18 protein-coding genes and 1 tRNA gene are annotated in these 17311 nt (G+C 65.2%); 13 read left to right on the top strand and 6 right to left on the bottom strand.

Annotation, left to right across the window (positions count from 1 at the left end):
* Positions 1–33: 33 nt before the first annotated feature.
* Positions 34–1113, bottom strand: a complete 1080-nt coding sequence (gene corA, locus ACYQ3G_RS01870) for a magnesium/cobalt transporter CorA (RefSeq protein WP_459821847.1) — start codon at positions 1111–1113, stop codon at positions 34–36.
* A 231-nt stretch (positions 1114–1344) separates the two neighbouring features.
* Positions 1345–1421: transfer RNA gene (locus ACYQ3G_RS01865), tRNA-Pro, on the bottom strand.
* Between the two features lie 170 nt (positions 1422–1591).
* On the opposite strand from ACYQ3G_RS01865, the gene ACYQ3G_RS01860 reads away from it, so the two are divergent.
* The 3 genes from ACYQ3G_RS01860 to ACYQ3G_RS01850 are packed head-to-tail and all read left to right on the top strand — an operon-like array spanning position 1592 to position 4381.
* Positions 1592–3055, top strand: a complete 1464-nt coding sequence (locus ACYQ3G_RS01860; RefSeq protein ID WP_459821845.1) for an HD domain-containing phosphohydrolase — start codon at positions 1592–1594, stop codon at positions 3053–3055.
* Between the two features lie 41 nt (positions 3056–3096).
* The gene (locus tag ACYQ3G_RS01855; RefSeq protein WP_459821843.1) at positions 3097–3948 is read left to right on the top strand and encodes a pseudouridine synthase; all 852 of its coding nucleotides are present in this window, start codon (positions 3097–3099) and stop codon (positions 3946–3948) included.
* Between the two features lie 13 nt (positions 3949–3961).
* A complete protein-coding gene (locus ACYQ3G_RS01850; protein WP_459821841.1) occupies positions 3962–4381 on the top strand; it encodes a DUF1499 domain-containing protein in 420 nt (139 codons plus the stop codon).
* 38 nt (positions 4382–4419) lie between these two features.
* Here the strand turns inward: ACYQ3G_RS01850 and ftsY are convergent, their stop codons facing one another.
* Positions 4420–6018 carry a signal recognition particle-docking protein FtsY gene (ftsY, locus tag ACYQ3G_RS01845; RefSeq protein ID WP_459821839.1) on the bottom strand — a complete coding sequence of 533 codons (1599 nt, stop codon included), beginning with the start codon at positions 6016–6018 and terminating at the stop codon, positions 4420–4422.
* Positions 6019–6052: 34 nt separating this feature from the next.
* Positions 6053–6736 (bottom strand): Smr/MutS family protein, encoded by a 684-nt coding sequence (locus tag ACYQ3G_RS01840; RefSeq protein WP_459821837.1) that lies wholly within the window; start codon positions 6734–6736, stop codon positions 6053–6055.
* 175 nt (positions 6737–6911) lie between these two features.
* Here ACYQ3G_RS01840 and ACYQ3G_RS01835 point away from each other — a divergent pair, with 175 nt between their 5' ends.
* Positions 6912–7877, top strand: coding sequence for a response regulator transcription factor (locus ACYQ3G_RS01835; RefSeq protein ID WP_459821835.1), 966 nt, complete (start codon positions 6912–6914; stop codon positions 7875–7877).
* A gap of 3 nt (positions 7878–7880) precedes the next feature.
* Here the strand turns inward: ACYQ3G_RS01835 and ACYQ3G_RS01830 are convergent, their stop codons facing one another.
* Entirely contained in the window at positions 7881–8729 is an 849-nt protein-coding gene (locus tag ACYQ3G_RS01830; RefSeq protein WP_459821833.1) for an HDOD domain-containing protein, read from the bottom strand.
* 138 nt (positions 8730–8867) lie between these two features.
* On the opposite strand from ACYQ3G_RS01830, the gene ACYQ3G_RS01825 reads away from it, so the two are divergent.
* Genes ACYQ3G_RS01825 through ACYQ3G_RS01805 form a run of 5 tightly spaced genes read left to right on the top strand, consistent with a single transcriptional unit; the run spans position 8868 to position 13468 of the window.
* The gene (locus ACYQ3G_RS01825; RefSeq protein ID WP_459821831.1) at positions 8868–10511 is read left to right on the top strand and encodes an MBL fold metallo-hydrolase RNA specificity domain-containing protein; all 1644 of its coding nucleotides are present in this window, start codon (positions 8868–8870) and stop codon (positions 10509–10511) included.
* A gap of 3 nt (positions 10512–10514) precedes the next feature.
* On the top strand, positions 10515–11129 hold the full coding sequence (gene rsmD, locus ACYQ3G_RS01820) for a 16S rRNA (guanine(966)-N(2))-methyltransferase RsmD (protein ID WP_459821829.1): 615 nt from the start codon (positions 10515–10517) through the stop codon (positions 11127–11129).
* Positions 11060–11602 (top strand): pantetheine-phosphate adenylyltransferase, encoded by a 543-nt coding sequence (gene coaD, locus ACYQ3G_RS01815; RefSeq protein ID WP_459821827.1) that lies wholly within the window; start codon positions 11060–11062, stop codon positions 11600–11602. Before rsmD ends, coaD begins: the two co-directional genes overlap by 70 nt.
* Complete coding sequence (gene miaA, locus ACYQ3G_RS01810; RefSeq protein ID WP_459821825.1) at positions 11599–12522, top strand: tRNA (adenosine(37)-N6)-dimethylallyltransferase MiaA; 924 nt, start codon at positions 11599–11601, stop codon at positions 12520–12522. The genes coaD and miaA overlap by 4 nt, the downstream gene beginning before the upstream one ends.
* A 58-nt stretch (positions 12523–12580) precedes the next feature.
* A complete protein-coding gene (locus ACYQ3G_RS01805) occupies positions 12581–13468 on the top strand; it encodes a hypothetical protein (protein ID WP_459821823.1) in 888 nt (295 codons plus the stop codon).
* A 64-nt stretch (positions 13469–13532) separates the two neighbouring features.
* Here the strand turns inward: ACYQ3G_RS01805 and ACYQ3G_RS01800 are convergent, their stop codons facing one another.
* Entirely contained in the window at positions 13533–13730 is a 198-nt protein-coding gene (locus tag ACYQ3G_RS01800; RefSeq protein WP_028578157.1) for a twin-arginine translocase TatA/TatE family subunit, read from the bottom strand.
* A gap of 166 nt (positions 13731–13896) precedes the next feature.
* Here ACYQ3G_RS01800 and ACYQ3G_RS01795 point away from each other — a divergent pair, with 166 nt between their 5' ends.
* The 4 genes from ACYQ3G_RS01795 to ACYQ3G_RS01780 are packed head-to-tail and all read left to right on the top strand — an operon-like array spanning position 13897 to position 17309.
* Positions 13897–14283 carry a hypothetical protein gene (locus ACYQ3G_RS01795; RefSeq protein WP_459821820.1) on the top strand — a complete coding sequence of 129 codons (387 nt, stop codon included), beginning with the start codon at positions 13897–13899 and terminating at the stop codon, positions 14281–14283.
* Positions 14284–14292: 9 nt separating this feature from the next.
* Complete coding sequence (locus ACYQ3G_RS01790; RefSeq protein ID WP_459821818.1) at positions 14293–15045, top strand: hypothetical protein; 753 nt, start codon at positions 14293–14295, stop codon at positions 15043–15045.
* A 16-nt stretch (positions 15046–15061) separates the two neighbouring features.
* The gene (locus ACYQ3G_RS01785; protein ID WP_028578160.1) at positions 15062–15631 is read left to right on the top strand and encodes a helix-turn-helix domain-containing protein; all 570 of its coding nucleotides are present in this window, start codon (positions 15062–15064) and stop codon (positions 15629–15631) included.
* A gap of 25 nt (positions 15632–15656) precedes the next feature.
* Positions 15657–17309, top strand: a complete 1653-nt coding sequence (locus tag ACYQ3G_RS01780) for an AMP-binding protein (protein WP_459821816.1) — start codon at positions 15657–15659, stop codon at positions 17307–17309.
* Positions 17310–17311: the final 2 nt, after the last annotated feature.

Raw genomic sequence — 17311 nt, 5'->3', positions numbered from 1 at the left:
GTGCCGGGTGGGCCCAATGGTCACGGCGGACCATCAAATCCACTTCTTGCGTTTGAAAAACAGCACCATGCCGACGCCTACACCGGCCATGACCAGCCAGATCAGATAATATCCCCATGGCCATTTCAACTCGGGCATGTGTTCGAAATTCATTCCATAAACTCCGACGATGAACGTCAGCGGAATGAAAATGGTCGCGATTATCGTAAGCACCTTCATGATTTCGTTCATGTGGTTGCTGACACTCGAAAGATAGGTGTCATGCATGCCGCCCAAAAGGTCCCGGAAGGTTTCCACCATATCGATGACCTGGATCGTGTGATCGTAGAGGTCGCGAAGAAAAATGCGGGTTTCATGATGAATGAGCGGTGATTCGCTTTTTTCGATAGCGCCCACTTCCTCTCTCAGTGGCCAAACCGCTTTGCGCAAAATCAGTATCTCGCGTTTGAGGCGGTGAATTTCCTGCACGTCATCAGGCTGGGGATCAGCTAGGAGACGGTCGTCGATATCCTCGATAAAATCGCCGATCCGCTCGACGGCGAGGAAATAATGATCGACCACGGCATCCATCAGGGCATAGGCGAGATAATCGGGCGGCATCGCCCGTATCCGGCCTTTTGCAGACCGGATGCGCGCACGAACCGTATCGAAGACATCCCCCTCGTTTTCGAGAAAGGAGATGACGTAGTTTTTGCCCAGAATGAGGCTGACATGTTCGACGTCCACGGAATTGGCGGTTTCGTTGTAGCTCATCATTTTCAGGACGATGAACAGATAGTCGGGAAAGATCTCCGCCTTGGGACGTTGGTTGGTGTTGACGAGGTCTTCGATGGTCAGGGGGTGGAGATTGAAGCGCTTGCCGATCAGTTCGATCATCCCGAGATCTTGAAGGCCGATGACGTTTATCCAGGTCACCGTTTCCGATTGGGCCAGAAGCGTGCATTGCTCCACGGTTGTGTCCGGAAATTCATTGAGGGCGGCATCGTCGTAGTCGATGATGTCTATTCGTGTTGTTTCCCGCTTGCGTTCCCCGATGAAGACCGGCGTCCCAGGGGCCAATCCGGATTTTGTGCTCTGCCGTCTGATATTTTTCCGCTTTTGTCTCTTGCTCATGCGGTCTCCTTGCTGGCGCGGATTCATGTTCCCCGCAATATGGTTCCTCGCGTCGGGACGTTGGTCGCCAATCCCTCCGCTGTGCTGTGGAGGGTCCGATACGGCGGCACATGAAGGTCGTCATTCCGGAGCCAAACAGTGAAATGCTGGTTCCCGGTCGCCTTGTATTACCGGAAAAGAGTGCAAAAAAAATAGGGCTTGGATTTTTTATATCCAAGCCCTTGATTTTTATGGTCGGGATGAGAGGATTTGAACCTCCGGTCTCTGCGTCCCGAACGCAGCGCTCTACCAGACTGAGCCACATCCCGAATGAGGAAATGGCATCTACCCAAGATGGTTTTCCTTGGCAAGGATTATTTTCATCCAGGCCTCGTGTTGTCAGGTCATTGTTTTTCAAATACGAAAATGGCGTGTTCCAACGTCAACGGCTTTGGCGAGGCCGGCCCGGCAGGGGCGGTTTGGTTGAAGAGGTGGGAAGATGACTTCTTCGTTTCACGTGCTGGTGGTGGACGACGAGCCGGCCCTGAGGGAAATCTGCGAAGAGGCCCTCGGCGGGGCGGGGTATCGCGTCACCCTGGCCGCCAACGGGCAGGAAGCCCTGGCCAAGGCCTGCGAGCGCTGTTTCGATCTGGTCATCAGCGACCTGCGCATGCCCGCCATGAATGGCCAGGATCTCCTCAGCCAGATCCGCCAGCGCAACATCGACTCGGACTTCCTGGTCATCACCGGCTACGGCACCACCGAGACGGCCGTGGACCTCATGAAGAACGGGGCGGCCGACTACATCGCCAAGCCCTTCGACATCAAGCACCTGCTGCTGCGCGTGCGCTCGGTCATGGAGCAGCGCCGGTTGCGCAAGGAGCAGGAGAAGCTCTCGGCCGTGGTGCGCATGCTTGGCCTGAGCAAGCGCCTGGGCAGCCAGCTCAACCATCTGGCCGTGGTCGAGGAGTTCCTGAGCCACCTGCGCGAGAATTTCACGCCCGACGCCATCTGCCTGCTCATGCCGGAGATGATGGAGCAAAAGCCCTGCCGCATCCAGGGGCGGCTTTTGGAAACGAGCGAACTGCTGCGCGTCTTCGTGACGAAGCTGTGCGACAAGATCATGCGCCACGGCCGGTCCTACCTGCTGGACCAGTTCACCCTGCGGCAATCCTCCTTCAATATCGCATTTTTCCCGCAGGGCTTCCCGTATTCCGTCATGGCCGTGCCCCTGGACCTGCCGCACAAGCGGGTCGGCGTCATCGCGCTGGTGCGCGACGAGAAAAACGCCCTGTACCGCGAGCAGGACCTCCAGCTTCTGGGAGTCTTCGCCTCCCACACGGCCTCGGCACTGCAGAACTCGCACCTCTATTCGCGTCTGCGGACCATGAACCAGGACGTGATCCGCTCCTTTGCCCAGGCCGTGGAGGTCAAGGACTACTACACCCGCGGGCACTCCGAACGCGTGGCCGAGTACGCCTGCCGGCTGGCGCGGGCGCTGGGGCTGGGGACCAAGGAGATCGACCTTCTGCACATGGCCGGCATGCTGCACGACATCGGCAAGATCGGCATCCCCGACCACATCCTGAACAAGCCGGGCGCCCTGACCGAGGACGAGTACGAGATCATGAAGCGCCACAGCGTCATGGGCCGCGAGATTCTCGGCCAGGTCGAGGCCATGAAGGACATCACGGGCCTCATCTACCACCACCACGAGCGCCTGGACGGCCAGGGCTACCCCGATGGTCTGGCCGGCGACGAGATCCCCTTCCTGGCCCGCATCATCTGCCTGGCCGACAGCTACGAGGCCATGACCTCCAACCGGGCCTACCGGCAGGCCCTGCCCATGGACAAGGTCATGTACGCACTCGAACGCGGGGCCGGCACGCAGTGGGACCGGGAACTGACCGTGGCCTGGATGTCCATCGTGGAGCGGGAAAAGCCCGGCTACCCCCAGCAATGACCCTGCCGCAGCACGCATCAGGGCCGGCACCGCAAGCGCACATGAGCACGTTCCCGCACCCCGCGCATCTTTCCCCCGAGCGGCTGGACAAGGTCCTGGCCGCCAATCTCGGCCTTGGGATCAGGCGCAGCCGGGCCTTGATCGAGGCCGGCCTGGTCCTGGTCGACGGCCGGCCGCTGGCCAAGGGCGGACTGGTGCTGCCCGGCCAGCTCGTCAGCGTTGAGGAACCGGCGGACGCGGGCCCAGGCGTCTGCGACGTCGCCGGCGTCGAGGTCGTTTTCAGCGCCATGGGGTTTGCGGCCATCTCCAAGCCCGGCGGGGTGCACACCGTGGCCGGGCGCGGCGGGAACAGCCTTGAAGGGTGCCTGCCGGGGCTGGGCCTGGCCGGGTGGCGTCTCCTCAACCGTCTCGACCTGCTGACTGGCGGGCTGGTCCTGGCCGCCGTCGGGGAGCGGGAGGCCGCCCTGTACAAGGGGTGGCAGGAGGCCGGGCTGGTGCGCAAGTGGTACCTGGCCCTGGTCCATGGCTGCGTGGGGGAGCTTGAACTGACGGGGCTGATCCTGGACGACAAGCGCCGCGTGGTGCGCGTCACCGGGCAGGAGGACGAAGTCCTGCGCCATACGGTGGTCCGCCCGGTGCGCGCCGTGGAGGGGAACACCCTGGTCCTGGTCCAAATCCTCAAGGGGCGGCGGCACCAGATCCGCGCCCATCTGGCCCATGCCGGGCACCCCCTCGTCGGCGACCCCGTCTATGGCGTTGGCGAGCATGGCGGTCTTTTCCTGCACCACTGGAGGCTGGACATGCCTGGTTTCACGGCGGAACTGCCGCCGGAGTGGGACTTCGTCGATGTCCGCGCCGTCGAGGCGGTCCGTCTGTCCTTTCCTGCATCGTAACCCTGGAGGAAGCATGTTCCGGATTGCCCCGTGTCTTGCCCTTGCGGTCTGTCTGGGCCTGGCGTCCTGCGCCGCGGCCGGGCCTTCGGGCCCGGACGGCGGCAGGCTGCGCGCCTGTCCCGGTTCGCCCAACTGCGTGAACTCCGAAGAAGGGAGCGCCCCGCCCCTGCCCGTGACCGGCGAAGACGGCTGGGTGCGGCTGCGCGAGGCGATCGTCTCGCTCGGCGGCAGCATCGAGCGCGAGGAGGGCGGGTACCTGCACGCCACCTTCCGTTCCCGCCTCTTCGGCTTCGTGGACGATCTGGAATGCCGCCGGGACGGCGACGTGGTTCAGGTGCGCTCGGCTTCGCGCACTGGCTGGTGGGACCTGGGCGTCAACAGGCGGCGGGTGGAGAGCCTCCGGCGGGCGCTGGGGGATGCGACGGGGAAGTAGGACGATGCGGGCGGGACCATGATCCCGCCCGCGTTTTTTCAGTCGAAGAGGGCGCTGGCGAATTCCTGGCCCGAGAAGGGGCGCAGGTCTTCCATCTTTTCGCCCAGTCCCACGAAGCTGATGGGGATCTTGAACTCCAGGGCGATGGCCACGATGATGCCGCCCTTGGCCGTGCCGTCGAGCTTGGTCAGGATGACCTCGTCCACGGGCGAGGCCTGGGAGAAGAGCTTGACCTGGGACAGGGCGTTCTGGCCCGTGGTGGCGTCCAGCACCAGGACGGTGCGGTGGGGCGCGCCGTCGAGTTTCTTGCCCAGGACGCGGTTTATCTTTTTCAGCTCCTCCATGAGGTTGTGCTTGGTCTGCAGGCGTCCGGCCGTATCCACGAAGACCAGGTCGTAACCCTCCTTCATGGCGTAATCCACGGCTTCGAAGGCCACGGCCGCCGGGTCGCTGCCGTGGGTCTTGGCGTAGAAGCCGGCCCCGACCCGCTTGGACCAGACCTGCAGCTGCTCGATGGCCGCGGCGCGGAAGGTGTCGCCGGCCGCCACCAGGACCTTGCGGCCCTGCATCTGGGCGCGGTGGGCCAGCTTGGCGATGGTCGTGGTCTTGCCCGCGCCGTTGACGCCGATCATGAGCACCACCTCGGGCGCCTGGGGCACCGTGGGGGCCTTGGGCTCCAGGAAGACCGCGGCCAGTTCCTCCTTGAGCAGGGCCTTGAAGTCCGCGGCGTCGCGCCCGCCCGCCTGGCGGACCTTGGGCCGCAGGCGCTTCAGGAGCTCCTGCGTGGCGCTGACGCCCACATCGGCCATGAGCAGAATCTCCTCCAGCTCTTCCCAGAAGGCGTCGTCGTAGCCTCCGGCCATGGACAGGAGCCTGTCGATGCGCATGGTCAGCTGCTCGCGCGTCTTGCCGAGGCCCGCCGAGAGCTTCAGGAAGAGGCGGTTGCGCTCGTCCTCCTCGTCCTCCAGCTCCAGGGCCAGGGCCATGCGGTACTGCAGTTCCGAACGGAACTCGTCCACATGGTCGTAGTCCATGTCCGAGAGCCACGTGTCGAAGCGGGCGATGAAATCTTCGGCCTCGGCCGTCGGCACGTCCAACTGCGCGAACAGGAAGCGCAGGCGGCCCCACAGGGCGTCGCCGCGTTTGGTCACGCCGTCCAGGATGTGCGTCATCCAGGTCGAAAGCTTGGGCTCGGCCTCGCCGAGGGCCTGCACCAGAGCCTGCTGCCAGGGCTCCAGGGCGGCCTTGGCCGTGGGCTTTTCCTGGAAGAGCACGGCCGGCTCAGCCGGTTCGGTCGGCTCCGTCGGGACGGGCACCGTTTCCGTGGTCTCTTCGCCGCCGAAACCGAAAAGCCTGCGCCAGCCGCCTTCCTTGCGCGCGGGCTCGGCAGGTTGCTGCGGCTCCGTGGGCTTTGCGGGCTCGGCGTCCCGCGTCGCTTCGTCGGCCGGGACAGCCTGGGTGGGTTCCGGAGTTTGCGCTTCGCTGCGGGGCGGCTCGGGCGGTGTCGGGGCCCCTTCATGCGGGGGGGCTGCTTCGGGACGTTCCGGAGCCTCGGGGGCCTGCGGCGGCGAGGAGGCCTGGGGCTGCGTTTCGGTTTCGGAGCCCCAGAGTTTCTTGATGCGGGAGAAAAAGCCCATGTTCAGGTCCTTTGGTGATGCAGATGAATGAAATTCAGCCGTCCAGATCGACGAAGACGTCTTCCCAGACGATCTTGCCCCTGTCCTTGCGCACCTGGCGCAGCAGGAGATAGATGGCCCCGCTGCCGCCGTGCTTGGGCAGGGCGGTGGTGAAGGCCAGTACGACGCGCTTCAGGGGGGCCTGGGTCAGCCAGGCGGTCAGCTCCTGGCGCAGCACGCCCTGGCCCATGGGGGAGTTGCGGCCGCGCCCGGGAATGAGCAGCACGCAGCGCTTGCCTTCCATGTAGCAGCGCCGCAGAAAGTCAAGGACAGCGAGCTTGGCCTGGTCGGCGTTCATGCCGTGCAGGTCCAGGTGGGCCTGCACGCTGAACTCCCCGCCCTTGAGCTTGCGGAAGATCTTGGGATCCAGCCCCCGGATCTGTCCGGTGATGAACTCGTGGGTGTAGTCCATCTCGAACTCGATGTTTTCCTCCAGCAGCCTGGCGAAGGTCGGCTGAGGGGCGGGGGCCGCCTGGGGCGGAGCCGCCGCCGGTGCCACGTCGCGGCCGCCCTTGTTCAGGGGGACCACGTCGGAGAAGGCGTGCAGGAAGAGCTCGTCCTCGGATTTTTCCCGAGGGCCTTCGGCCGGAGCGGGCGCCGTGGCCGCGGGCTTGCGTCGTTTTTTCATCCTGGCCTTGAGGCCTGGATCTTTTTCCAGCGATTTGAAAGGATTATGCATGTGTGGTGTCCACTGTGGACAGGGGCCATACACCATAACGCGTCCGAGGGCAAAACCCAAGGGCCCGGCCCCGCGCCGGGTCTGTGGACAAGGCGCCCCCGGGTCTGCTACCCGAAGGCGATGGCGGTTCCAGGCATCCGTGCATCCAACCCCCCGTAACGCAAAGGCGCAGCTCATGACCCAGACCATGGAAGACAAGGACAGGTTCACGTTCCTGCTCGTGGAGCCCGACGACGACGTCGCGCGGGAAATGATCGCCGTGCTGCGGCGGCTCGATCTGAAGGTCGATCACGTGCGCGGCCATCTCAAGGCCGTGGCCCTGACCGAGGACATCGCCTACGACTGCCTGCTCGTCTCCTCCCTGGGGGTGGACATCTCGGGCCTGGAACTCTGCGCCATGGTCCGGGCCCGTGAGTCCAGGCGTTCCCTGACCCCTGCCTACATCATCCTGTCGGGCCCCCAGGCCGATATGATCCCGATCTTTTCGAGCCAGAACGAGGTCGACGACGTCATCGCCGCCCCCTGCCTCGACCTGGAGCTGGAATGGAGAATGCGCCGGGCCCTGCGGGCCATGTCCCTGTGCCGGAAGTACGGCGCGTCGCGCCTGCTGGACAGGGAGACGGGCCTGCTGACGCCCGATGGCCTGCGCATCTATCTGGGCGAGGAGGTCAACCGCATCGGCCGCCGGGAAGGGTGGGTTTCCCTGAGCGTCCTTTCGGTGCCAGGTCTGGCGGACCTGCGTCTGAACTACGGGGATGGCTGGATGGAGTGGTTCAAGAACGGCATCTGGGCCTCCCTGCGCCGGCAGCTGCGCAACTACGACCGGCTGGCGTCCATGGACAACGGGTTCCTGTGCCTCGTCTCCCCCGACCTCGACGAGGAGGGCACGCGGTCCATGCTGGCCCGGCTCGGCGCGGCCATCGGAGAATACCAATTTCAGGATGACGTCCCGGCCGCGCGCATGGCCCTGGCCGCACGGTATCTGTGCGTGCGGGTGCTGGGCGATTACAGGCAGTTCGACCGGACGAGCGACGTGCTGTGGAACTGGGTCTGCGAGAGGATGAACGAGCCTGCGCCCGAAGGGGTCATGGGGCACACGGGCGCCGTCGATCTCGAACTGCGCTGCACCACGGCCCCCTGAACCTCAGGCGAAGGCCTGGTTGACGAGCGTCTCCACCTTCAGGGCCACTTCATCGACCACGGGCTGGTAGTCGTTTTCGAGCAGGAAGAGCGGGACGCCGAGGCCCTTCATGTCCGCCGTGAACATGGGGTTGAAGTGGTACCCGGCCTTGGTGGCGAGGTAGTCCGCCAGCTTGATGAGCATGATGGAGGGGGGGGAGTCCTGGGCCACAGCACGGTGATGGGCGTAGACCGCGAGCTGCACGTTTTTCGGGAATTTCCAGAGCTTCAAAGCCTTGGCGCTCAGGAGCGGGTGGCTGACGCCGAAGAGTTTCTCTTCGACGGCCATGGGGTCCCGTCCACCCTCTTCCCAGATCTTTGTCATCACGGTGAACTCTCCGGGCATCAGGGTGGCCATGACCACGTACCCGATGTCGTGCAGCAGGCCGGCCAGGTATGTTCCGTCCTGTTCTTCCGGGGACATGGGAAAGAGGCTCGGGTAGTACTGGATGAGCTTTTTGGACAAGAGGGCCGTGCTCAGGCTGTGGGTCCAGAAGCGCCGTATGGAGAACGAGGGCGGGAATGCGTTCTTGGTGACCGAGTCGGCCAGGGTCAGGTAGTAGACGATGCCCTTGACCTCGTTCAGACCCAGCCGCACAAGCGCCTTCTGCGGCGAGGTGATCTCGTCGAGGCCGCGGTACATGGGCGAGTTGGAGATGGCCATGATCCGGGCGCACAGGACGGGCTCGGCGCTCATGGCCTCGACGATGTCCTGCAGGCGGGTGTTGGGGGCATTGAGGAGCTGCCACAGCCGGATGACCATCGGCTTGAGAGGGGGCAGATCCCGGTCGCTGAGTTTGTCCAGATTGATCATGGGTTGGTTCGTCTTGGCAAAAAGGTTGTCGCCCCGTCATGGGACACGGCGTGTCCTCGGGGCTAGCACACCCGGCCCTTCAAGGGCAATGGGTTGCGGGGCATTGTTTTCATCCATTTGGAATATAGGGAGAAAAGAATGAAGATAACGTTTCTTGGCGCGGCAAGGACCGTGACGGGCTCGTGCTACGTGCTCGAGTGCGAACACGCCCGTTTCGCCATCGATTGCGGCATGCACCAGGGCAACAGGGTCATCGAGGCGCGCAACTGGGACGAGAACGGCGTGTACCGTCCCGAAGCCCTCGATTTCATTCTTCTGACCCACGCCCACATCGACCATTCGGGACTGCTGCCGCGCCTGGCGGCCAAGGGGTTCAAGGGCCGGGTGCACACCACCGCGCCGACCCGCGACCTGCTGACCATCATGCTCGAGGACAGCGCGCGCATCCAGGAGACCGACGCCCAGTGGCGCAGCACCAAGAAAATGCGCGCCGGCGACCGGCCCGTGGAGCCTCTCTACACCGTGGAGCAGGCCCAGAAGGTCCTGAAGCAGCTGAAAATCGAGGAGTACAGCACGGCATTCGAGCCGGCCCCCGGCATACGCGTGGTCTTTAACGACGCGGGACACATTCTGGGCTCGGCCTTCATCGAGCTGTGGGTCAAGGAGGGGGACGAGGAGACCAAGCTCGTCTTTTCCGGCGACCTGGGCCGCCCCAACCAGCTTCTGGTCCGCAACCCGCAGACCGTGGAGCATGCCGATTTCCTCTTTCTGGAGTCGACTTACGGCAGCCGCAACCACAAGAACGAGACCCAGAGCCGGCAGGAACTGGCCGAGGCCATTGCCTACAGCTACGAGCGCGGCGAGAAGGTCATCATCCCGGCCTTTGCGGTGGAGCGCACCCAGGAGCTGCTGTACTCCTTCTATCTCCTGCGCCAGGAAGGGAAACTGCCCGAGGACCTGCCCGTCTACGTGGACAGCCCCCTGGCCATCAAGGCGACCGAAATCTTCCGGCGGCATTGGGACTACTATGACCACGAGACCAAGCAGCGGGTCAAGAACGGCGAGAACCCCCTGGAACTGCCCAACCTGCGCTACACTCTGACGGCCGAGGAGTCCCGGGCCATCAACACCTCCCAGGGTCCGGCCATCGTCATCGCCGGCAGCGGCATGGCCAATGCGGGCCGCATCAAGCACCACCTGCGGCACAACATCTGGAAGCCGGGGGCGTCCATCGTCTTCGTCGGGTTCCAGGCCGAGGGCACGCCGGGCAGGCGCATCGTCGACGGCGCCCAGACCATCCGCATCCTGGGTGAGGAGCTTTCGGTCAAGGCCAAGGTCTTCACTATCGGCGGCTTTTCGGGGCACGCCGGGCAGTCGCAGATCCTCGACTGGCTGTCCCACTTCCGCAATCCCGATGTGCAGATCTACCTGGTCCACGGCGAGCATTCCGGGCAGAAGGTCCTGGCCGAGCTCATCCGCGAGAAGTTCAAGTACGCCGTGCACATCCCGGACTATCTGGACGAGTGCCTGTTGGAGAAGGGCGGGCGTTTCGAGCTGACGGCGCGTCCGTCCCTGGCCGCCCCGCGCATCGATTGGGAATACCTGCTGGAGGAGACGACCGACAAGCTGGATCAGGTCCGGGAGCGGGTGGAGTTCATCCAGCGCATGGGCCTGTCCAACCAGGTGGAGATCCGCGGCAACCTGCTGGATATCAACGCGCGCTTCACCTCCATCCTTTCGGAGCTGATGTTCGAGCAGAAGCGCAAGAACGGTAAGGCCTAGTCCGTGCGCATCATCTCCGGGGAGTACCGCGGCAGGCGCATCCGCACCACCGAGGGGCCGGGCTATCGCCCGGCCACGGGCAAGGTGCGCGAGTCCCTCTTCTCCATGCTCGAATCCCAGGGTGTGGACTGGGGCGGGACGAGGGTGGCCGACATCTTCGCCGGCAGCGGCTCCCTGGGGATCGAGGCCCTGAGCCGCGGCGCGGCGGAAGCGGTCTTTGTCGAGAAGGCCGCCCACGCCGCGGCCCTCATCCGCTCCAACCTCGATGAGCTGGGCGTCGCGCGGCAGCGTTTCCGGATCGTCAAGGGCGACGCCGCGCGCTGGCTGGGCGGGGACGGTACGGGCTCCTTCGGGCTGGTCTTCATCGACCCGCCCTACGGCAAGGACCTTTTTCTGCCGGCCCTGCGGCTGCTGCTTGACCGAAACGTACTTGCGCGCGAAGGGCTGCTGTGCGCCGAGGTGGAGGCGGGGCTGGCCTTCGACGCCCCCCCGCACCCGGACCTGGCGCTCCTTCGCGACAAACTCTACGGACAGACAAGGATTTGCATATGGCGCAGAAATCAGAGCGCATCGCCGTCTACCCCGGCACCTTCGACCCCTTCCACAACGGACACCTGAGCCTGGTGCGCCGGGGCCTCGAGGTCTTCGACCGCATCATCGTGGCTGTGGCCAGGGACTCGGGCAAGAACCCGCTCTTCACCCTCGACGAACGCGTCGACATGATCCGCGAGGTCTTCCGCGGGCAGCTGCGCGTCGAGGTCGAGGCCTTTTCGGGCCTGCTGGTGGACTACGTGCCCGGCACGCAGGCCAACACCATCCTGCGCGGCCTGCGCGCCGTCTCGGACTTCGAGTACGAGTTCCAGATGGCCCTCATGAACCGCAAATTGAAGCCCAGCATCCACACCGTCTTCATGATGACGGACTACCGCTGGCTGTACATCAGCTCCTCCATCATCAAGGACGTGGCCAAGCTCGGCGGGGTCATCGAGGGGCTGGTGCCCGAGTCCATCCAGGCCCACATCGAGGATCGGCTGGCCGAGACCCGTTCCGGCGCGGCCGCTCTGCCCGCCGGGGGGCCCGCCAGGGCATGAGCGTCACGAGTCTCGTCTGTCTGGTCGGAGCCACGGGCACGGGCAAGACCGCCGCGGCCCTGGCCCTGGCCGGGGCTCTGGGCGGCGGGGTGGTCAACTTCGACTCCCGCCAAGTCTACGCCGGCCTCGGCATCGTCACGGCCCAGCCCACGCCGCAGGAGCAGGCCGTCTGTCCCCACGCCCTCTACGGCTACCTGCCCGTGGACCAGCCCGTCCGGGCGGGCTCCTTCGCGGCCGAGATCCTGGCCCGGGCCGAGGCCTACCGCAGCGAGGGCCTCGTACCCATCCTCGTAGGCGGCACGGGCCTCTACCTGAAGAGCCTCGTCGACGGCCTGGCGCCCATCCCGGACGTCGACCCGCGCATTCGCGAGGAACTGGCGCGGGAGTGCGCGTCCGTCGGGTCGCCGGTCCTGTACGCCCGTCTGCGGGGCGTGGACCCGGACTACGCGTCCAAAATCCATCCCAACGACCCGCAGCGCATCTGCCGCGCCCTGGAGGTCTTCGCCGCCACGGGCCGGACCCTGACCTGGTGGCACGGCCAGACCCGCCGCCCGGAGGGGCTGCGCGCCCTCAAGATCGGCCTGCGCACGGACCTGGCGACGCTGACCCCGCGTCTGGAGCGCCGCATCGGACTCATGCTCGAAGCCGGCGCCCTGGACGAGGTCCGTCTGGCCTACGACGGCTGCCCGCACCGGGACGCGCCGGGGTTTTCGGGCATCGGCTGCCCCGAACTGCTGGCCGTGCTCCTGGACGGCCTGGACATGGCCCAGGCGCGGGCCGACTGGCTGCGCAGCACGCGGGCCTATGCCAAGCGCCAGCTGACCTGGTTCAACAAGGACGGGGACATCGCCTGGCACGACCCGGCGGATTTCGAGGGGATGGCGGCCAGGGCCAGGGCGTTCCTGGAGTCCCCGGCGTAAGGGCCGGGTTGCGGCAGACCGACCCTCGCGCTACAGATTTTTACGAAGGAGTGTATCCATGCAAGGACGCGTTTTCGGTGTGGTTGCGGCCCTGATGCTCTGGTCCACCCTGGTTCTGGCGGACCAGCGCGTGACGGTGCCGCTGGTTCAGGGCGAGGACAGGGCCGCGGCCGTGGGGCGCGGGTTCGACGAGGCCCTGGCCCTGGAAACTCAGGCCATCCTGGGCCCGGCGCTGACGCCGGCGCGGCTCAAGGCCGTCATGGGCGTCCTGGCCAAGGAGCGGGACACCCTGGTCCTGGGCTACAAGGAAACGTTCGGTGACGTCGGCAACGCCACGGCCGGGGGCAACGCCACGGGCGAGGCGCTGACGCTCGACGTGCGGGTTCATGGCGCGGTCCTCAAGACCCGTCTGCGGGACCTGGGCGTGCTCTCCACCCTGACGGGTCCGCTGCCGTACGTGCTCCGCCTGTCGGGCGTGGAGCCTTCGCGCACCAAGCGACTTGGCGCGCTTCAGGAGCTCTCGGGACTCGCCCCGGTGGCCGCCGCCGGCGTGGACGTGCCGGTTCTGACCCTGTCGCAGGGCCGGGACTGGACCGGTGTGCTGAGCCTCGGGGAGTGGAGTACGACCCGCTCGGCCAAGACCCTGGACGAGGTCTGGCTGGCGGTCTGGAAGGACTATTTTTCCCGGCCGGCGCAAGCCGGGGGGAGCGGGGCCGGGGTCGAGGTCCGCATCTCCGGCTGGCTTTCGAGCATGGGGCCCATGGAGTTCGACCGTCTCATGGATGGCTGGAACGCGGAGATCGAGCGCAAGGCCCTGATCGGCGTGGAAATGGAAGGGCAGGGACTGGCCGGCGTGTGGCGGATCACGACCGGGTCCAGGGACGCCCTGGTCCGGCGCCTGGAGGACGCGGCCAAGGCCCAGGGGCTGACGGTGCGGGTCAGGTAGGGGGCTTTTGAAAACAAGAATCCCGGCCGAGGCCGGGATTCTTTCGATTTCAACCGTCTGAAATTCAGTCTTTCTTATCCGTCGTGTCCTTCGAGTCGGACTTGGGCGTCACGTCGATTTCTTCAGGCTCGCTGGTGGCCTTCTTGAAGTTCTTGATGGCCCTGCCCATACCTGAACCGATTTCAGGCAACTTGTTGGCCCCGAAAATGACCAGGACGATGACCAGAATGATGAGAAGCTCTGGGATGCCAATGCCGAACATGTATGCCTCCTCGGAAATGAATGCGCCTCATATACACATAGCCCTTCGGGCAGGTCAACAATTGGGTGACGAAGAAAAATCTTGGTTTCCGGATGGATGGAATGTATTCCCTAAATAGCCTGAGGCCATGCCCGCGGCATCCGGACGCCTTCGGAAGGGTGATTGCGTGAGCCCGCCGCTTCCGCTGCCGGGCAAGGGCTGCCGCTTCTGGGCGGCGGGTCGCTGCCTCTACGAGGAGCGTCTCAACCCCGGCCTCCACACGGCTTTCGCCTGCGCCGCGCTGCAGGCCCTCGCGGACAGCTTCGACGCCTTCGTGGTCCGCGGCGAGAGCCTGGGCCTGTCTTCGGAGGAGGCCGGGCGAATCTGGGAGCGGCGCGTGGATGCGGCCTTGAACATTGGCCTCGACTGTGCAAATTTCGTCCCCCTGCCGGGCGAGGCCGGGGAGGTGCCCTGCGCGCACTTCCTGGACGGCGTCTGCCTGCTGCGCATGCCCTTATGCCCCGGGCGATGCCGCAGGTTCGTGCTGGCGGGTTCTGTCGCGGATACGGTTTAAGGAGATCATATGACCGCAATGCTCGTGCATTTTCCCTGGATGCACCCGAGGCTGGGCCAGGGGCCCCTGCCCGAGGGGCTCGTCTTTTTCGACCCCGGCGTGGACATGGCCACGGACCGGCCGCGCTGGCGGCCCGAGAGCCTGCCCTGTTCGCCGGCCGAGGTGCGCGCGCTGCTGCGCAGCTACATGGAGTTCGGGGAGCGGTTTCCGCGAGTCTCGGACATGAAGGCCTACCAGGCCGCGGGACTGGACAATTTCTTCACGGGCACGAGCCTGGAATTCCGGTCGCAGCTCCTTGGCGGCGCCGAACCCGAGGCGGCCGACCCGCGCCGTCAGGCCCAGGTTCTGCTGGCCATGGCCCTTTCCCGCGAGGAGCAGTTCGTGGCCATGCGCGAGCAGGAAGGTCGGTTCGAGGCGGCCCGGGAAGGGTTCGCCGCGGTGCTGGGTCTTGACGACGAGGAGAGCTTCGCGGAACTCGGCGTGCCCGACGAGGTCATCTTCCCGCGGGCCGGCGCGGAGCTGCCCTGGAAATCCCTGCTGCCGTCCCTGCTGTGCTTCCTGCCCCGGGACGCACGGCTGTTCGTGACCGACGCCGACGTGCTGCGGGAGCTTGCGGCCCTGGACCTGGATTTTTCCCCTTGCGGTCAGGACGGCGCCCTGCTGTGCTGCCGGCTGGACGAGGACGGCCTGGAGCGGCTCTGCGGCGTCCGGGTCGAGCTGTCCGAACCCCTGACCATCGTGGCCCCGTCCCAGCAACCCTAACCAGCGAGACCTGAGTATGAGCAAAGAGCAACTCGGCAGACGCATCAAACGTTTCCGGGAAATGAACGAAATCAGCCTCGAAGATCTGGCTGCGCGCACCGGCCTGCAGCTTTCCTTTCTCAAATCCCTCGAAGAGGACTCGGTCTACCCGTCCCTGGGACCCCTGCTCAAGGTCGCCCGCGGTCTCGGCGTGCGCATGGGCACCTTCCTTGACGACGAACTCGGCCACGACCCCCTCATCGTGCGCCTGGGCGAACGGGAGGCGGGCCTGAACATGCTCGGCGGCAAGGACTGCCCCGTGGACATGAAGTTCTATTCCCTGGGGCGCGGCAAGACCGACCGGCACATGGAGCCCTTTTTCGTCGAGCTCATGCCGTCGGCCTGCGCCGAGCGCAAACTGTCGAGCCACGAGGGCGAGGAGTTCATCGTCGTGCACGACGGCGCCATCGAGGTCACCTACGGCCGCGAGGTGCTGACCCTGTCCAAGGGCGACTCCATCTATCTCAATTCCATCGTTCCGCATCATGTGGCCTGCAGCGGGGACTCCCCGGCCTCCATCTATGCGGTGCTCTACTTTCCGGAATAGTCCGGAATCATTCCAAGGGGGAGTCATGGACAAGCCAGCGTTGCGAGAAATTACCCTCGGGCAGATGCTCGACGAAGCCATCATGCAGCACCCGGACAACGAAGCCGTGGTCTACGTGGACCGCAATTTCCGCATGACCTACCGGGAGTTCGGCGAACTGGTCGACAACCTCGCCAAGGGCCTCATGGCCATGGGCGTGCAGAAGGGCGAGAAGGTCGCCATCTGGGCCACCAACGTGCCGTACTGGGTGGCATTCCAGTTCGCCACGGCCAAGATCGGGGCCATCCTGCTGACGGTCAACACCTTCTACAAGAAGGCCGAGCTCGAATACCTGCTCAAGCAGTCCGAGTGCGAGAATCTGCTGCTCATCGATTCCTTCCGCGACACGGACTACGTGCAGACGGTCTACGAGCTGGTGCCCGAGCTCAAGACCCAGGAGCGGGGCTACCTGCGCAGCGAGAAGTTCCCGGACCTGAAGCGCGTCTTCTTCCTCGGGCAGGAGAAGCACCGCGGCATGTACTCCATGCCCGAGCTGCTGGCCCTGAGCCGCGTGACCGCCGAGGAGGACTACCGGGCCCGCCAAGCGTCCCTCGACGCGCACGACGTGGTCAACATGCAGTACACATCGGGCACCACCGGGTTCCCCAAGGGCGTCATGCTGACCCACTACAACATCGGCAACAACGGCTTCTGGATCGGCGAGAACCAGAAGTTCACCCACAAGGACCGGGTCTGCCTGCCCGTGCCCCTTTTCCACTGCTTCGGCTGCGTGCTGGGCGTCCTGGCGGCCATCAGCCACGCCGCAACGCTGGTCATCCTCGAAGGCTTCAGCCCCCTGCTCGTCCTGACGGCGGTTGAGGAGGAGAAGTGCACGGCCCTCTACGGCGTGCCGACCATGTTCATCGCCGTGCTCGAACACCGCTCCTTCTCCAGGTTCGACCTGTCGTCCCTGCGCACGGGCATCATGGCCGGTTCGCCCTGCCCGGTGCCGGTCATGGAGAAGGTCATGGACGTCATGAACATGAAGGAGATCACCATCTGCTACGGCCTGACCGAGACGTCCCCGGTCATGACCCAGACGCGGGTCAACGATTCGATGGAGCAGCGCACGCGCACCGTGGGCCGCGCCATGCCCGAGATCGAGGTGCGCGTGGTCGAGCCCGAGACGGGCGAGCCCGTGGCCCCCGGCGTGCAGGGCGAGGTCTGCTGCCGCGGCTACAACGTCATGAAGGGCTACTACAACAACCCCGACGCCACGGCCCAGGCCATCGATCCCGACGGCTGGATGCACTCCGGCGACCTGGGCGTCATGGACGAGGACGGGTACCTGAGCATCACCGGGCGCCTCAAGGACATGATCATCCGCGGCGGCGAGAACGTCTACCCGCGCGAGATCGAGGAATTCCTGTACCGCATGGAGGGCATCAAGGACGTGCAGGTGGTCGGCGTGCCCAGCCGCAAGTACGGCGAGGAGGTCGGCGCCTTCGTCATCCTCAAGGAGGGCTTCGACTACGGGACCGAGGACATTCGCGACTTCTGCCGCGGGCAGATCTCCCGTTACAAGATTCCCAAGTACGTGGCCTTCCTCGACGAATACCCCATGACGGCCAGCGGCAAGATCCAGAAGTTCAAGCTGCGCGAGCTGGCGGGGCAGTATTTCCCGGAGGCCATGGGGTAGCC

This window comes from Desulfomicrobium salsuginis, assembly GCF_054657795.1.
Note: the sequence above shows the minus strand (reverse complement) of the source record. Positions and strands in the feature narration are given on the sequence as shown.

Coding starts and splice junctions, on each gene's coding strand:
- ACYQ3G_RS01830 (WP_459821833.1), bottom strand. CDS start 8,729: ATGATCAATCTGGACAAACTCAGCGACCGGGATCTGCCCCCTCTCAAG.
- corA (WP_459821847.1), bottom strand. CDS start 1,113: ATGAGCAAGAGACAAAAGCGGAAAAATATCAGACGGCAGAGCACAAAA.
- ACYQ3G_RS01785 (WP_028578160.1), top strand. CDS start 15,062: ATGAGCAAAGAGCAACTCGGCAGACGCATCAAACGTTTCCGGGAAATG.
- ACYQ3G_RS01860 (WP_459821845.1), top strand. CDS start 1,592: ATGACTTCTTCGTTTCACGTGCTGGTGGTGGACGACGAGCCGGCCCTG.
- coaD (WP_459821827.1), top strand. CDS start 11,060: ATGGCGCAGAAATCAGAGCGCATCGCCGTCTACCCCGGCACCTTCGAC.
- ACYQ3G_RS01805 (WP_459821823.1), top strand. CDS start 12,581: ATGCAAGGACGCGTTTTCGGTGTGGTTGCGGCCCTGATGCTCTGGTCC.
- ACYQ3G_RS01780 (WP_459821816.1), top strand. CDS start 15,657: ATGGACAAGCCAGCGTTGCGAGAAATTACCCTCGGGCAGATGCTCGAC.
- miaA (WP_459821825.1), top strand. CDS start 11,599: ATGAGCGTCACGAGTCTCGTCTGTCTGGTCGGAGCCACGGGCACGGGC.
- ACYQ3G_RS01850 (WP_459821841.1), top strand. CDS start 3,962: ATGTTCCGGATTGCCCCGTGTCTTGCCCTTGCGGTCTGTCTGGGCCTG.
- ftsY (WP_459821839.1), bottom strand. CDS start 6,018: ATGGGCTTTTTCTCCCGCATCAAGAAACTCTGGGGCTCCGAAACCGAA.
- ACYQ3G_RS01855 (WP_459821843.1), top strand. CDS start 3,097: ATGAGCACGTTCCCGCACCCCGCGCATCTTTCCCCCGAGCGGCTGGAC.
- ACYQ3G_RS01825 (WP_459821831.1), top strand. CDS start 8,868: ATGAAGATAACGTTTCTTGGCGCGGCAAGGACCGTGACGGGCTCGTGC.
- ACYQ3G_RS01800 (WP_028578157.1), bottom strand. CDS start 13,730: ATGTTCGGCATTGGCATCCCAGAGCTTCTCATCATTCTGGTCATCGTC.
- ACYQ3G_RS01790 (WP_459821818.1), top strand. CDS start 14,293: ATGACCGCAATGCTCGTGCATTTTCCCTGGATGCACCCGAGGCTGGGC.
- ACYQ3G_RS01840 (WP_459821837.1), bottom strand. CDS start 6,736: ATGCATAATCCTTTCAAATCGCTGGAAAAAGATCCAGGCCTCAAGGCC.
- ACYQ3G_RS01835 (WP_459821835.1), top strand. CDS start 6,912: ATGACCCAGACCATGGAAGACAAGGACAGGTTCACGTTCCTGCTCGTG.